The 15136-nt window shown below is 66.7% G+C and carries 8 protein-coding genes; 2 read left to right on the forward strand and 6 right to left on the reverse strand.

Annotation, left to right across the window (positions count from 1 at the left end):
* Nucleotides 1–133: 133 nt before the first annotated feature.
* Together TBIF_RS08150 and TBIF_RS08155 are read right to left on the reverse strand one after the other, a co-directional pair.
* Entirely contained in the window at nucleotides 134–1108 is a 975-nt protein-coding gene (locus TBIF_RS08150; RefSeq protein WP_024794333.1) for a restriction endonuclease, read from the reverse strand.
* Entirely contained in the window at nucleotides 1105–6024 is a 4920-nt protein-coding gene (locus TBIF_RS08155) for a DEAD/DEAH box helicase (protein ID WP_024794334.1), read from the reverse strand. The genes TBIF_RS08150 and TBIF_RS08155 overlap by 4 nt, the downstream gene beginning before the upstream one ends.
* Nucleotides 6025–6237: 213 nt before the next feature.
* Here TBIF_RS08155 and TBIF_RS08160 point away from each other — a divergent pair, with 213 nt between their 5' ends.
* Complete coding sequence (locus TBIF_RS08160) at nucleotides 6238–7056, forward strand: hypothetical protein (protein ID WP_148302206.1); 819 nt, start codon at nucleotides 6238–6240, stop codon at nucleotides 7054–7056.
* 188 nt (nucleotides 7057–7244) lie between these two features.
* Here the strand turns inward: TBIF_RS08160 and TBIF_RS08165 are convergent, their stop codons facing one another.
* The 3 genes from TBIF_RS08165 to TBIF_RS08175 are packed head-to-tail and all read right to left on the reverse strand — an operon-like array spanning nucleotide 7245 to nucleotide 12042.
* Nucleotides 7245–8687: an FAD-dependent oxidoreductase gene (locus TBIF_RS08165; RefSeq protein WP_024794336.1), complete on the reverse strand. Its 1443-nt coding sequence runs from the start codon at nucleotides 8685–8687 to the stop codon at nucleotides 7245–7247.
* Entirely contained in the window at nucleotides 8684–10741 is a 2058-nt protein-coding gene (locus tag TBIF_RS08170; RefSeq protein ID WP_024794337.1) for a molybdopterin oxidoreductase family protein, read from the reverse strand. Before TBIF_RS08170 ends, TBIF_RS08165 begins: the two co-directional genes overlap by 4 nt.
* Complete coding sequence (locus TBIF_RS08175; protein WP_024794338.1) at nucleotides 10738–12042, reverse strand: MFS transporter; 1305 nt, start codon at nucleotides 12040–12042, stop codon at nucleotides 10738–10740. Before TBIF_RS08175 ends, TBIF_RS08170 begins: the two co-directional genes overlap by 4 nt.
* Before the next feature lie 260 nt (nucleotides 12043–12302).
* Between TBIF_RS08175 and nrdF the strand changes: the two genes are divergently transcribed.
* The gene (nrdF, locus tag TBIF_RS08180) at nucleotides 12303–13265 is read left to right on the forward strand and encodes a class 1b ribonucleoside-diphosphate reductase subunit beta (protein ID WP_024794339.1); all 963 of its coding nucleotides are present in this window, start codon (nucleotides 12303–12305) and stop codon (nucleotides 13263–13265) included.
* Between the two features lie 355 nt (nucleotides 13266–13620).
* Here nrdF and TBIF_RS08190 read toward each other — a convergent pair whose 3' ends face one another.
* Entirely contained in the window at nucleotides 13621–14991 is a 1371-nt protein-coding gene (locus TBIF_RS08190) for a Fic family protein (RefSeq protein WP_024794340.1), read from the reverse strand.
* Nucleotides 14992–15136 lie beyond the last annotated feature (145 nt).

Here is a 15136-nt window from a genome sequence, read left to right on the forward strand (position 1 = left end):
TTACGTGGCGGTCAACACGCCGACCTGGTCAGCGATGTTGCGGGGCTCGTACACCACCCTGCAGGACATAACCGATTCCCGACGCAGACTGCAGGAGTCTCGGTCACTTGCGAGCGTCTGTGAAGCTCTTTGCCTAGTCGAATCGGTCGAACCAGGTCTCGTCCACTTTGGGGGCCATCCGCACGCCGACCTCCTGCTCGAGCACGAGTTCGGCGATCCGTGTCCCGTCGATGAGATCGACGGTCGGCGTGACCATGGTGGCCGCCTTCCTCGCAGCCTCGGTGAAGCGGCCCAAGGTGACCAGGATGGCACGCTCGGCACCCTTGGCCTGGGCATCGCGTTGGAACAGAGCAACAACATCACGGCCGATGGGCCGGCCATCCGGGTCATACCGTTTCACTTGCACCGCCACCCGGGAGGACAGGACAGGGCTCAGTGGCGCGGTGCCGATCCCATCGATGCCCTCATCCCCTGATCCACCGACCCTGCGGAGCTCAAGACCGTAGCGGCGCAGAAGGAACAGCACGAATTCCTCGAACCCGACGGGAGTCAGCCGGTGGAGACGGCCAAGAAGAACATCGCTCCACTCGGCATCGACGACGTCTTCCTCAAGGTCCACGTCCTCAACGGGAGTGAGGTCCTCACTGGAAGTCAACGGACTGGTGGTGGACGGGTTCTTCCTCGCCGGGCGGTTGCGCCGGTACTCCCGGTCCATCTCCAGGACTTGCTGTTCGGCCTCAGCAGCAGGGATGCTGAGCAATTCCTTGCCCAACGCGGTGAGTAGGTAGAGGCCCCGTGAGGGGGTTTCCACTGCGCCGATGAGCTTGGCGTACGAGCGGCCCCAGTCGATCCGCTCGATGAGAACAGAAGAGTCGGGCCTGTTTGGCCGGGTGACGGTGAGCAGGTCCTCAGCGTTGTCGACGCTTTCTAGGACATGCTCGCGGATCTCCTTGGCCTTCGCCGATCCGCCAAGTACATGGACGGCGCGAATCGCGGGGAGGATGAAATCGGAATACCGGGGCAGGTCCGTGGCATCCAATTCAGCTCTCCTGCCGGTATCGACGGTGTGCTCGGCGTTGCCAGGAAAGTGTGCCCAGTCGTAGATCATGCGAGGGCATCGACAACCTCCATCGTTTCGACCGCGACCGTCGCCACCCGCTTGATGAGGTTGACGATGTAGGTCGGGTCCTCGTGCTCGTCGCACCAGTCGTTGGGGTCGTTGATGATCCCGGAGGGCTTGTCGGTTTTAACTTGGTAGCGGTCGATGACCCAGGCCAGCGCCGATCGGGAGCCGAGCATGTACCTTTCGGCGTCCTCGGGGATGCCGGTGATGGTGACCTTGGGGTTGTAGATGATAGTGGTGCGGTCGTCGACGTTCTTGCCGGTGACGGGGTCTTTCTTCTTGCCCCACTTCATCTTCTGCGCCCGCCACGTCTCACGATCCTCCGCGGAGACGCCGGGCTTGATCTGCACGTCGAGGTCGTACGGCTCCACGACCTCGTAGTTCACGTGTAGCTCGGCGAGCTTGCGTCCGGCGGCGGCGAGCTGCACGAACCGATCCCGCGTCTCCGGCGTGGGGATGTGCGGGAGCATCTTCTTCAGATCCGCCGCATAGGTCTCGCGGTAGGCGGGGTCGTGGAGGAGACCGTAGACGTAGTAGAAGATGTCGTTTTTGGTGACCTGGTTGCCGATCGCGGCCTGGTAGAGCACGTGGATGGTGTCGGTGATGTTGTCGATACGGCGGTAGCCATGCTCGTCGACTGCCCCGGCCCCAGCCGATTCGAGGTCGAGCTCACCCGTTGACGGTTCGGCCTTCTCGTAGGTCCAGCGGGGGAAGAACTGGCCATTCTGACCGGCACCGAGCATCTGTACATCAGGTAGCGATGACGTCATCAGGAGGGAGAAGTCGGCCGTCGCACCTACCCCAATTGCGTAGAACCCGAGGTTCTTGTGGTGTGGGGTCGGGAACATCGACGGAAGAAGGCTGCGGGCCTCGTTCAAGCCCTTGTCAAAATAGAGATACTGGCTGGTGAACGGACGATACGCGCCGACACGAATGGCGGTGTCGTCGTAGACCAGCGGGATTTTCTTGCCGAGGCGGGTTCGAAGGCCAGTGCTCCAGCTGATCTTCCTCGGATCAGGATCGATATGAGACTTAATGTCGTCGGAGTCGGAACCCCCAGGGTATGTACTCAGTTGCTTTCCATACTCGGCAATCATGCTGCGGACATTGTGTTCGACTCGCGATGCGGCGAAGTCGTATACCCAAGCATCACGGTTCGTCTTGACACCCGCGGAGTACGACGCGAAGACCAAAGGCTTCGTATTCTTGGCGCGGTTGCTCCCGATAGCAGGCCATTCCTGGAATTTGTCGCTGCGCTGGTTGACCCAGTCCCCGTGGCTGTTCGGGGTGATGGCCTGCCACTCGACAGTGGTCAGGTTGCCCTCGTCGACGATCCGCAGTTTGTCCTCGCGGCTCAGGTAGTCGCCGATGTCCCGGTAGAGCACCTCGCACCCGCCGGTATGGGCGGGGTCCTTGACACCGATGAGGATGGCGACGGTGTTGCGGCTGCCGGAGCCGAAGACTTTGCCTCCCTCCTTGCGGGAGAGCTCGCCGGCTGTGCGCTGGTTTCCGCGCAGGTTGTAGACGTAGATCCGCGAGTACTCGTCTGCGAGGGAGAGGCGGATGCCGTCGGCGGTGTTGCTATCGATCCAGCCGCCGTTGGAGACGAACGCGACGATCCCGGCATCGCCGATACGGTCAGTGGCCCACCGGAATGCACGGATGTATGAGTCATAGATGCTTGCACGTGCGGAACCTGATCCACGGCGGAGGAACGTAGTCTCGATCCTTTTGTCCAACGTCGGGTAGCCGATGTTCGCGTTCAGGTCGTTCGCCGAGGTCTGCCCCACCGAATAGGGCGGGTTGCCGATGACGACGTTGATGGGGATCTTGTTCTGGCGCACGATGCGGTCGTTGTTCTGCGGGAACACCTTCAGGTCGAGCTCGTCGCCCTCCTCGGTGATCTGGAACGTGTCCGCGAGGACGACCCCCTCGAACGGGGAGTATGCAGCGCCTTCTGCGCCGGGGAGGGCGTGGTAGGTGGTCTCGATGTTGACCGCCGCGATGTAGTACGCGAGCAGCATGATCTCGTTGGCGTGCAACTCATTTGCGTACTTGCGGGCCAGATCCGACGGGGCGATGAGCCCGGACTGCAGCAGCCGGGTCATGAACGTGCCGGTGCCGGTGAACGGGTCCAGGATGTGCACGCCCTCATCCGTGAGGCCCCGGCCGAATGCGTCGCGTGATGCCTGATCTGCCGCGCGGAGGATGAAGTCGACGATCTCCACCGGGGTGTAGACGATACCGAGGGCCTCGGACTGTTTGCGGAAGCCGAGCTTAAAGAACTTCTCATACAGATCCGCGATGACCTGCTGCTTGCCCTCCGCAGTGGTGACCTCCGCCGCACGGATCCGGACGGAGTCGTAGAACCCCTCCAGATGCTTGGTCTCCGCTTCCAGGCCCGCGCCGCCGAGGCGGTCGACCATGGCCTGCATGACGATCGCGACGGGGTTGTGGGCGGCGAAGTCGTGGCTGGCGAACAGCGCGTCGAACACCGGCTTGGTGATCAAATGCTGCGCCAGCATGGAGACGGCGTCGGCATGGCTGATGGAGTCGTTGAGGTTATCGCGCAGCCCAGTCAGGAAATCCTCGAACGCCGCGGTGATTGCAGGCTCTGCGGCGGTGAGTATCGCGTCGATGCGGGTGGTCAGGGCGGCGGCGATGTTGGCGACATCGCCTGCCCAGTCCTCCCAGTAGGCGCGGGTGCCGACCTTGTCGACGATCTTCGCGTAGATCGCTTCCTGCCACTCTGAGAGGGAGAACAGGGCCATCTGCGTGGCCATCTGACCACCCGAGGCGTCAGTCTCGACCGTTGCCGCATCGGTGGGCCCGTCGGTGGATCCATCGGCGCCGTCGAGGTGCTCGTCGCCGGAGAGAGAGCCGATGTGCCCGCCGAGGAGCCGGTCGGTGCCCTTGCCATCTGTCTTGCCGGGGGTGTTGGCGTTGAGGGCGATGGAGTTGACCATCGCGTTGAACCGATCATCATGCGCGCGTAGGGCGTTGAGGACCTGCCAGACGACCTTGAACTTCACGTTGTCGTTGAGCGCCGCCGCGGGGCTGACGCCGGCGGGGACGGCGACGGGCAAGATGATGTAGCCGTAGTCCTTGTCGGGGGATTTGCGCATGACGCGGCCGACGGATTGGACGACGTCGACCACCGAGTTACGGGGGTTGAGGAACATCACCGCATCGAGCGCGGGCACGTCCACTCCTTCGGAGAGGCAGCGGGCGTTGGTCAGGATCCGGCACTCGTCTTCCGGGAGTGGGGCTTTGAGCCAGGCGAGCTCGCGGTTGCGCTCGAGCGCGTTGAAGGTGCCGTCGACGTGCCGGACCGCGCACGTCAGGTCCAGGTTGGTGGCGTCGACGCGGTTGCCGTCGTCCTCGCTGGTCGCGAGGAGGTCGCGGTAGGCGTCGACGACGGCGGGGAAGACTTCGGCGACCTGCTTGGAGGCGGCGATGTCCTTGGCGAACGCGACCGCCCGGCGCATCGGCAACTCGCCGGGGGCGAAGCCGGTGCCGTCGGGTGTTTGGCCGGCGCGTTTGGCGAGGCCGTTCCAGCAGCCCACGATCTTCGACGCGTCATCGAGGCGCAGCTCCCCGACGTTGCCAGCGAGTTGGCCCTGCAGCGGTGAGGCCATGACGGACTCGTCGACGGTCAGGACGATGACTTTGTAGTCGGTGAGTAGGCCGCGGTCGACGGCTTCGCCGAAGGAGAGGCGGTGGAACTCAGGGCCGTAGGTGTCCTCGTCGTCCATGGAGGTGATCTCGGCGGAGTGCTCGTCGGCCTTGGCCCGGACGTTGTCATCGAAGATCCGCGGTGTGGCGGTCATGTACAACCGGCGGGAGGCTTTGAGGAAGTCTCCGTCGTGCACGCGCACGAAGTTCGACTCGTCATTGCCGAACAGAGTGACACCGGTGGTGCGGTGCGCCTCGTCGCAGATCACCAGGTCGAACGGGTCCACACCCTGGGTTTGCGCCGCGGCGACTACGGGGAGGGATTGGTAGGTGGTGAACACGACCGTTAGGCCCTTGGCGCGTTTGCGGTGGCCCATCTCGGCGACGAGCTTGATCGGGTCGGTGGTGACGGGGATCGCGACGTCGTAGGCGTTGATGTCCTCCGCCGACCGCGAGACCTTCTGGTCCGAGCACACGGCGAACGCCCGCAGGTCGAGTTTTGTCTGCGCGGTCCACTCCCGCAGGGTCTGCGAGAGCAGGGAGATCGAGGGGACGGCGAACAGGATGCGGGCGCTGCCACCGTTCTCTGCCGCGGTGCGCTCCGCGATCTTCAGCGCCGTGAACGTCTTGCCGGTGCCACACGCCATGATCAGCTTGCCGCGGTCGTTGCCGGCATTGAAGCCGCCGAAGACGGCGTCCATCGCCTCCTGCTGATGTGTCCGGGGCTCGTGCCGCACCGCCTCGGTCAGCGTGACCTGGAAGTCTGCGTCGGGGCGGGCGATGTCCCAGTTAATCGGCGACTCCGCGATCTCCGCCAGCCCGATGCGCTGCACGGGGATCACCTGATCGGCAAGCGCCGCTTCGGCGTTGGAGCCCCACCGGTCGGTGGTGGAGATGATCAGCCGATTGCTGAACGGCTTTTTGCCCGAGGCGGTGAAGAAGGAGTCGATATCGCCCTTCGACAGTGTCGAGGTGGGCTCGTAGAACTTGCACTGGATCGCGGTGTAGGCGCCGGTGTCGCGTTCGCGGGCGACGAGGTCGATGCCGGTGTCGGGCTTGCCGTCCCGGCCGGGCCAGTCCATCCACCGCCAGACCTGGTCGTACTGCTGGCCCAGGGTGGGATCGAGTTGGAAGTAGCGGACCATGAGCTGCTCGAACTTGGTGCCGCGTTCGGAGTTCGAGGGTGCTGTGCGGAACGCCTCGATCACTTCGTGCACTGACGCCACAGCGCCCACCCCACTTCTGTCCCGGCCGGAAACCTGTACGAATCTCCTGCCACCGGGGCAGGTCGTGTGACCATCATGTCAGCGGCCACCGACGGAAGGCCGGGCGCACTGATCGAACGATGGCGATGCGCAGACTCTGCCGAACAGAGACAACGGCACTGAATATGCGGAGGCGCCGGCAAGAGTGCCGGGGACCTGTGCACAATGCCCACTATGGCTATGGACTCGGAATTCCAGTGGATCGAGCACTACGCACCCGCTGTCGCAGCATCGATCGGTCGCTCCTACGACGAGACTGAGGTGATCGACGCGCTGACGCATCTGGCCCCGATCGTGGCCGACATGTGCGGTCTCGCCGCGCGTGACAGTGACCAGCTCGGGACCCGAGTTAACCTCGAGGCGTGGGCGCAGGCGGTCACCGACCACATCGACGACCGTGCCGAGGTAGGCCTCTCGGAGGCGGAGCTGGATGAGTTGCCCGTGGATGTTGATAGATCGCAGTTTGTCTACCCGGGCTCGGATATCGACAGTGCGATTGATGGGGGCGGAAGTTGCCTTGTTGCTATCCCCGCGACCCTGTACGGCGACACTCTCGCCGCGCTCGTCACTGGCGAGCAGATGTTGACCTCGTGGCAGCACCCAACGTTGTTTGAGCCGGTCGCCGACTCGGCCGAGGCCAGCGGGAACCGACGGCATATGCCAACTTCGGACGTCGCCACGCTGTGTCACGAGATGGGTGCGGTCAGGCGGCGGCTGCACTCGGCACGAGCGACCACGGAGTCCACGCCGGCCAACGGGTGGCCGGTACTGACCGTCGCAGTGTCGGAGAACGTCGCGGCACAAGCTGCGGCAGTGCTGTCACAGTTCGGGGACTCACATGTCCTGGACGAGTTGGAGGAACGCCAGGTCATCACGCCGCTGGTCAAGGCCACCGTGGCCAGTGCCTGCGTGTCCGTGAGCGTGGTGCTGTCGTCCACGATTCTGGGCGGCAGCCTGCAACGCGTGCTGGCCTTCGACACAGCAGCCACCTGACGTAACGAGCGATTATCGGATACTTCCGATGACCGCCACCGTAGGTTACGCCCATAATCACGTCCGTTTCCGCAGACGGTATCGCGGACATCATGTCGGGCCGCGGCGATGGATGGCTCCACCAGCACGGCCTCGTCGACCATCGCCCAGCGATCTCTTGAGCGCGGCGGCGCGGCATTCTCGACCACCTACGCCGCCCCGTGTGCCACCACCGCACCCTCCGCCGCGGACTTCTCGCCCAGCCACGCGCACAGCCCGGCCACCTCCCCCGCGCACCCGCCGCACCCCGTCGTCGCCCGGGTCCGCTCGGCTATTGCCCCTGTGGTCCGCGCGCCCGCCTGCCATGCCGCGACCACCTGCCCCTTGGTCACCGAGTTGCAGCGGCACAGCACCGCCGAGTCCGGCAGCGTCCCCGGGCTAGCCGCTTTCTGAGTCGCCGCTCCCACCCGGCCGGTCAGCAGCGCGAGCCGGTCCTCCGGGATCCGCCGCTGGGTGTCGAAGAGCTGACTGACCTCGCCGGCGGCGTCAGGCCGGCCGAGCAGCAGGGCACCGACGATGCGGCCGGAGCGCACGACGAGCTTCGCGTAGCTGCCGCGGCGCGGGTCGGCGAGCGTGAGCACCTCGTGGTCGGCGTCGTGCAGGTCCGCCCCCACCTCGCCCATCGAGGTCAGGTCGATGCCGCGCGCTTTGAGCCGGGTAATCGTCGGCGTCCCCTCATACGTGGCCTTGGGGTCCGCGCCGGAGATCAGGTCCGCGACGACGGCCGCCTGATCCCACCCCGGCTGCACCAAGCCGGAGACCTGGCCGCGGTGCTCCGCGCACTCCCCGATCGCCCACACATGCGGCGCGCTCGTCCGCAGCTCATCGTCGACGACGACCCCGCGCCGCACCTCGATGCCCGACGCCGCGGCCAACTCTGCCCGCGGGCGGACCCCGGCGGAGACCACGACGAGGTCCGCGGGGAGCTCGGCGCCGTCGTCGAGGACCACGTGCGTGCCGGTGAACGCCGCGGCGCGGCGCCCCAGGACCAGCTCCACCCCCATCTCGGCCAGCAGCCGCGCGAGCACCGCGCCCCCGTCGGCGTCCATCTGCCGCTCCATCGGGTGCGGGTGCGGGTGCACGACGGTCACGGCCGCCCCGCGCGAGAGCAGCCCGCGTGCCGCCTCCAGCCCGAGCAGGCCGCCGCCGAGCACGACGACGCGCGCCCCCGCGCGCACGGCCGAGTCGACCCGCGCGCAGTCCTCCAGGGTCCGCAGCGCGGTGACCGCCGGGTGCCCGATCCCCTCGATGTCCGGCAGGAACGGACTGCTGCCGGTCGCCAGGATTAGCTCGTCATACGGCTGCGTGGAGCCGTCGGCGCACACAACGCACTGGGCGTCGACGTCGATCACTGAGGCCCGCACACCGCGCCGCACCGTAATCGACTGCTCCGCGCACCAGCCCTCGGGCCGCAACCGCGTCGCGTCCGGGTCGAGCTCGCCGGCCAGCACGTGCGGCAGCAGCACCCGGTTGTACGCGTCGTGCGCCTCGTCTCCGAGCACCACGATCTGATCCGCACAGCGGGTCCGCAGCTCCTCCGCCAGCCGCGAGCCGGCCATGCCGTTCCCCACGATCACAATCCTGCGGCTCATGTCGGCTCCAATCGGACGGCGCACGCCTTGAACTCCGGCATCGAGCTCCTCGGGTCCAGGGCCGGGTTGGTGATCAGGTTCGCCCGCCCCGCGCCGGGAAAGTGGAAGGGCAGGAAGACGGTGTCCAGGCGCATGGTGTCGTCGCAGCGCACCGCCGCGCGCACCGTGCCGCGGCGGCTGACCACCGCGGCCGCGTCACCGTCGACCAGCCCAGCCTGGCGGGCGATATCCGGGTGGACCTGCACGAACATCCCGCCGGCCGCCTCGGCGAGCTCCGGCACCCGGCGGGTCTGCGCCCCGGATTGATAGTGCGTGAGCACCCGGCCGGTGGTGGCAGTCAGCGGATACTGCGCGTCAGGTACCTCCGCGGGGCCGCGGTGCGCGACGGCCGCGAACCGGGCACGCCCGTTCGGCGTGGCGAAGCGGTCCAAAAACAACCGCGGCGTCCCCGGGTGGGTCTCGTCCGGGCACGGCCAGTGCAGCGCCTCCCCCGCGTCGAGCCGCGCGTAGCTGACGCCGGCATAGTCCGCGGGGCCACCGGCGGAGGCGCGGCGCAGCTCGTCGAACACCTCGACCGGCTCCGACGCGAACCCGGTCCGGCCGAGGCGGCGGGCCAGTTCCGCCAGGACCCACAGCTCGCCGCGGGCTCCCGCCGGGGGCTCCACGGCGCGGCGGCGACGCAGGACGCGGCCCTCAAGATTCGTCATCGTCCCCTCCTCCTCCGCCCACTGCAACACCGGCAGCACCACGTCCGCCATCGCCGCCGTCTCCGAGAGCACGAAATCGCACACCACCAGGAGATCAAGCGCCGCAAGCCTTTCCGCGACGTGGCCGGCTCGCGGCGCAGACACCGCGGGGTTTGCGCCGTGCACCAGCAGCGCCCGCGGGCCCGCCGGCCGGCCCAGCGCATCTAGCAGCGTGTAGGCACTCAAGCCAGGTCCGGGCAGCTCCGCCGGGTCCACGCCCCACACCGCCGCGACGTGCTCGCGGGCCGCCGGGTCGGTGATCTTGCGGTAGCCGGGGAGCTGATCCGCCTTGAGCCCGTGCTCGCGGCCGCCCTGCCCGTTGCCCTGCCCGGTGAGGCAGCCGTAGCCGGACCCGCGCCGGCCCGGCAGGCCGAGCGTCAGGGCCAGCCCGATCACCGCGGCGACGGTATCGGTGCCGGTCGCGTGCTGCTCCGCGCCGCGCGCCGTCAAGATGTAGGAACCCGCATCGGACTGTCGTGCGTCCCACAGCATCTCGACGGCCCGACGCATCTGGTCCACGGGCACACCGGTGACGCGCTCGGCGCGTTCGGGCCACCAGTGCGCGGCGGATAACCATGCCTCCTCGAAGCCGACGGTGCGCCGCTGGACGTACTCGCGGTCGATGAAACCGTCGAGCACCGCCACGTGCATCAGGCCCAGCGCCAGCGCGAGGTCCGTGCCCGGGGCCAGCTGCAGGTGCAGGCCCCCGCCGTCGAGCGCGCGCTGCGCCGTCGGGGTGCGCCGCGGGTCCGCGACAATCAGCCGCCCGGTGAAGTGCCCGGCCAGCGGCGGCATCGTCTCCGCGACGTTGGCGCCCCACAGCATTACCGCGCCGGCACCGGTCAGGTCCGAGACCGGGAACGGCAGTCCTCGGTCCACCCCGAACGCCGCCGTCCCGGCCGCGGCCGCCGATGACATGCAGAATCGCCCGTTGTAGTCGATGTTCGCGGTGCCCAGCGCCACCCGCGCGAATTTGCCGAGCTGGTAGGCCTTCTCGTTGGTCAGCCCGCCGCTGCCGAACACCGCCACCGCGTCCCGGCCGCCGGCGTTCTGCGCCCGGCGAATCCCGTCGGCGACGGCATTGAGCGCGGAATCCCATGTGGTCGGGCGCAACTCGCCCTCCGAGCGCACCAGCGGGGTCGTGATCCGCTCCGGGTGCCGCAGCAGTGCGGCGCTGGTCCAGCCCTTGTGGCACAGCCCGCCCCGGTTGGTCGGGAACTCGCGCGCGCCGACCACGCCGGCGGCGGTCACCGTCATCGCGCACTGCAGCCCGCAGTAGGGGCAGTGCGTCTTTGTCCCTGTCGTCATGCCGGCACCGCGACACTGGCCGTCGCGGGCTGGCGCAGGAACGTCGCCCACGTGACGGCGATGCACGCGAGGTAGAAGCCGCCGAACACCGCGAACGCCGCCGTCGCCGTGCCCGACTCCCCCGCGTACGAGGCCCGCAGCACCAGGTTGATGCCCACCCCGCCCAGGCCACCGACCGCGCCGGCGAAGCCGATCAGCGCCCCGGTCAGCGGCTGCGCCGTGCGGGCGCCCTCCCCCGCGAACGTCGTCGGGATCATCTTGTACACCGAGCCGTTGCCGATCCCCGAGAGCAGGAACAGCGCCACGAACCCGGCGGTGAGCACCGCCATCGAGTCGCCGAGGACCAGGAGCAGCGCGGCCAGCGCCATGCCCGCGAAGGTGCACAGGGTGATCTTCCCCCCGCCGATCCGATCCGCCAGCTTGCCGCCGAACGGGCGGGCCACCGAGCCGAGCAGCGGACCGATGAACGCGATCTGCGCCGCCTGCAGGGATGCCTGCGCCGGCGTGGCCCCGCCCTCGGTGAAGTGGATCGCGAGCACCTGGCCGAACGCGAAGCTGAAGCCGATGAACGAGCCGAAGGTGCCGATGTAGAGGAAGCAGATCGCCCAGGACCGCGGCCGGCGCAGCGCCGTGGCCATCGAGCGCAGGTCCGCGTGCTGATCGGCGAGGTTGTCCATGAACAGCGCCGCCCCGAGCGCCGCCACCGCGATAAACACCAGGTACACCGCGCACACCAGATACGGCGCGCGGTTGCCGGCGACCGCGATGACCCCGAGGCCGATCAGCTGGATCACCGGCACGCCGAGGTTGCCGCCACCCGCGTTCAGGCCCAGCGCCCAGCCCTTGAGCCGCTGCGGGTAGAACGAGTTGATATTGGCCATCGACGACGCGAAGTTGCCACCGCCCACGCCCGCGAGCGCCGCGACGATCAGGAACGTCGTGTACGAGGCGCCGGGGTTGAGCATCAGCACCAGCGTCGCCACCGTCGGGACGAGCAGCACCAGCGCGCTGAAGATCGTCCAGTTCCGGCCGCCGAAGCGGGCCGTCGCCACCGTGTACGGGATCCGCAGCAGCGAGCCGAACAGCGTCGGCACCGCGACCAGCGCGAACTTGCCCGCCGCGTCGATGCCGTAGACCTCGGTGGGCATGAACAGCACCATCACCGACCAGACGGACCAGATGGAGAAGCCGACGTGCTCGGCGACGACGGACCAGATCAGGTTGCGCCGGGCGACGTGCTTGCCGCCCGCCTCCCAGGCGTCGACGTTCTCGGGGTCCCAGTTCTCGATGTGGTGCTTCATCTCTCGGCCTCCTAGTAGTGGGGAGAGGCCTAACGATAGGAATCGGGTGTTTCCCCAGCACGCGCTCACGATCACAGAGGCGTCACATTCACCTCACCGCCGCGGCGGCCGCCCGGTGGGAATCCCCGTCACAGCACTGGATGCAGACGACCAAGAAGAGATAGCCTGGTGACCCCCGTCATTTTTGGCAAGGCGGGCGATCGCGCCAGCCCGGTGATGGTGCATGGTGGGGCATTCCAAGTAGCAGGGAGAGAGACACCTTGAGCAAGCTCGTCGACAGTGTGAAGGCCATCGACTGGAACTCCATCCAGGACCAGACCGACCTCGACGTGTGGCATCGGGTCGTCAACAACTTCTGGGTGCCGGAGAAGGTGCCGCTGTCCAACGACGTGCCCTCCTGGTCCACCCTGACCGCGGACGAGCAGCTGATCACGATGCGCGTGTTCACCGGCCTCACGCTGCTCGACACCATGCAGGGCACCGTCGGCGTCATCGAGATGATGCCCGACGCGCAGACCCCGCACGAGGAGGCGGTGCTGACGAACTTCGCGTTCATGGAGTCGATCCACGCGAAGAGCTACAGTTCCATCTTCTCCACCCTGGCGACGACCCCCGAGATCCAGGCGGCGTTCCGCTGGTCCGAGGAGAACAAGTTTCTGCAGCAGAAGGCGCGGATCATCCTGCGCTACTACTCCGGCGACGACGCGCTCAAGCGCAAGATCGCGTCGGTCATGCTGGAGTCCTTCCTGTTCTACTCCGGCTTCTTCCTGCCGCTGTACTACTCCTCGCGCGGCAAGCTGACGAACACCGCGGACATCATTCGGCTGATCATCCGCGACGAGGCCGTGCACGGCTACTACATCGGCTATAAGTTCCAGCGCGCGCTCGAGCAGGAGACCCCCGAGCGCCAGGCTGAGCTCAAGGACTACGCGTACTCGATGTTGATGGAGCTCTACGAGAACGAGGTCGACTACGCCCGTGAGCTCTACGACGGCCTGGGCTGGACCGGCGACGTGCTGCCGTACATGCGCTTCAACGCGAACAAGGCGCTCTCGAACCTCGGCTACGAGCCACTGTTCCCCGCCGACGACTGCGTCGTGCCCCCCGAGATCCTCTCCTCGCTGGACCCCGGCGCCGCGGAAAACCACGACTTCTTCTCCGGCTCGGGCAGCTCCTATGTCATCGGCAAGCAGGAAGCCACCACCGACGACGACTGGGCCTGATAGCGGCCGCATAGGCCTCTAGAACCACGCGAGCGCAGAGGGTTTTGTACGGAATTCGACTCGAAATCCGAACAAAAGCCTCTGCGCTTGGCGCGTTTCCCGCCCCTGATGAACCCCAGATCAGGGGCGGTACATCAGAGCCGTGGCGATCGCGGTGGCGACGTCGGTGGGGACGCCATGCTCGAGCAGGAACTGAAAGATCACGTGTGACATCTGCACTCCTAGGTTTTAGAGGATCCGCCGCCCTCCACACGTAGGTTAGATAGCCCACCCGCAGACACCGTGATTCACCCCCTCATCGGCGTGTTTGCGCCGCGCGCACCACCAGTGGCTTGGCCCTAGTCGCGGGGGGCATTTACTCACCCCACAGTGGAACGCTGGGCTGCAGCGTCTCCAGCAAGCCGGCCTTGGGAACCCATGCGAACTGACGGCCCAACTTCGTCCGCTCCAGCAACTCCCGGCGCTCAAGTTCGTAGAGATCGTTACGAGCCGTCTGCTTCGACACGCCGTGATAGCCACTGTGCGAATCCACCGTGTAGTAATTCGTCGGGTTCCGCACCGCCGACTCAAGCAGCTCCGCCTGCCGGTAGTTGAAGCCGCTGACACCCGGCCGTGCCATCGCCTGCACCCGGCGGATATCTGTAGACCGCTGTAGCAGGTATGCGTCCAGCTCCTCGATCGCCCGCTGGATCACAGCCAAGTGATAGACGAGGAAGTAGGTGAGGTCGCCGTCATCCTGCTCGGTGTGGATGAAAGAACGCGCGTACTTCGACGGAGCCTTCCGCAAGATGTTGGAAATCGCCAGGTGCTCCGTCAGCCAGTACCCCTGCTTCAGCATCGACCAGTAGAAGAGCACCCGGACGGTCCGGCCGTTGCCGTCCTCGAAGTAGTGGTCGTACCCGGCCATGAAGTGGATTGCGAGGGCCCGCACCACCGGAGGCACATATGGGTCGGCATCCGGCCCCGCATTCGCGAAGTCGCAGAGCGCCTGCAGCCGGCCTGGTAGCTCTACCGCTGGCGGCGGGCTGTGCAGCACCTTCCCGTGCTCATCGAGAATCTTGACCCTGTCCGCGGGGTCGGGATCGGCCTGGATCTGGCCGGCCGCGTCGGGGTTCTCCGGCGTCTGATCGGTGACGATCCGGTGGATCTCGCAGATCGCCTCAGGCGTGAAGTCCTGGTCCTGAATCTCCCGGACATGCTGCATCGCCCGATAGTTGTTGACGATCATCTGCTCGCTGAGAGTCCGCGGCTGCTTGTTGTGAACGAGCATGTCCTTCGCCACCCGCCGACTGGTTGAAGCGCCTTCCAGCTGGCTGGAGCTGATCGACTCCTCGATGAGCGAGGCGATCACGAACCGCTCGTTGGACGCCGCCCCCAGCACATTGCTCGGCAACGCGATCTGCCCGCTCGCGGTGTTAGCGACATTGTCCAGCGCCCTCAGCACACGGTCCGGAAGCGCGTACTTCAGGTTCGTGTCGCCGTCCTCGCCCCGCACCGTCAGAGGCAGAGGACGCAGCGCCGAGCGACGCCCCATCTTGATCGCGAACCACCAGTCCTCATGCGTCAGCCCACTCGGCGGCTGCTTGAACCGGATCTTGTCCCACGTCAGATAGTCCCGGTCGCCGGCCTGCTCTGCCACGCCGAGGACATGGACAAGCCTGTCAAGATCCTGCCCAACCTCCTTGAATGCCTGAATAAAGGACGGGAGCGGAGCTGGCGTCTTCATAGCTGCTCCCAACGAGAGTCAAACGAACTTCAAACTTTCTTAGACTTTGACTTTCCCGTGCCCGACACCCTTGAGGTTCCCCCGGAAAAGTGGACGGGGTTATGCCGCAGAAGCGACTGCGACTGACGCTACCTCGTAGGCAATC

This window comes from Tomitella biformata AHU 1821, from assembly GCF_000524475.1.
In the GTDB taxonomy this organism is placed as follows: Bacteria; Actinomycetota; Actinomycetes; order Mycobacteriales; family Mycobacteriaceae; genus Tomitella; species Tomitella biformata.

Bases quoted from the DNA above. Each gene is read 5' to 3' on its own strand.
- TBIF_RS08150 (WP_024794333.1), bottom strand. From the start codon at position 1,108: ATGATCTACGACTGGGCACACTTTCCTGGCAACGCCGAGCACACCGTC.
- TBIF_RS08160 (WP_148302206.1), top strand. From the start codon at position 6,238: ATGGCTATGGACTCGGAATTCCAGTGGATCGAGCACTACGCACCCGCT.
- TBIF_RS08165 (WP_024794336.1), bottom strand. From the start codon at position 8,687: ATGAGCCGCAGGATTGTGATCGTGGGGAACGGCATGGCCGGCTCGCGG.
- TBIF_RS08170 (WP_024794337.1), bottom strand. From the start codon at position 10,741: ATGACGACAGGGACAAAGACGCACTGCCCCTACTGCGGGCTGCAGTGC.
- TBIF_RS08175 (WP_024794338.1), bottom strand. From the start codon at position 12,042: ATGAAGCACCACATCGAGAACTGGGACCCCGAGAACGTCGACGCCTGG.
- TBIF_RS08190 (WP_024794340.1), bottom strand. From the start codon at position 14,991: ATGAAGACGCCAGCTCCGCTCCCGTCCTTTATTCAGGCATTCAAGGAG.